We start from the raw sequence: 380 nt of genomic DNA on the forward strand, positions 1-380 counted from the left end.
ACTATGTATGAAATGTTCAATCCTGAAGTCCCCCGAATTAGACTCATAGTTTATATTTTCGAAAATCTCTTTTTATATCTGGTACACATCTTTCAGTTTCAAACAACTACTTCCTTCGAGCAATAAATAATTTCATCTATCCCACCTCAATTAAAAGATTATATCTACGATAACATCATCTAATTATATATATTATAAAATACAAATTATTGAAATAACAACTTTCTATTTTTCAGTTTACATAATAAATTTACAGTTAATTCTTGTTGATATATTCTAAATGTTTCCTTCCCCAACCACACATACTATCCAAAACAACACTTACCGTTTTTCCATGCGCAGTTAAGCTATACTCCACTTTAGGTGGTATTTCTTGATAA

1 protein-coding gene is annotated in these 380 nt (G+C 28.7%); it reads right to left on the reverse strand.

Features of this window, described 5'->3' with window-relative positions:
* Positions 1-256: 256 nt before the first annotated feature.
* On the reverse strand, positions 257-380 hold a 124-nt coding region (locus KVT34_RS29960; RefSeq protein ID WP_217563266.1), incomplete at its 5' end, for a winged helix-turn-helix transcriptional regulator.

This window comes from Paenibacillus sp. GbtcB18, from assembly GCF_019091125.1.
Classification (GTDB): Bacteria; Bacillota; Bacilli; order Paenibacillales; family NBRC-103111; genus Paenibacillus_F; species Paenibacillus_F chitinolyticus.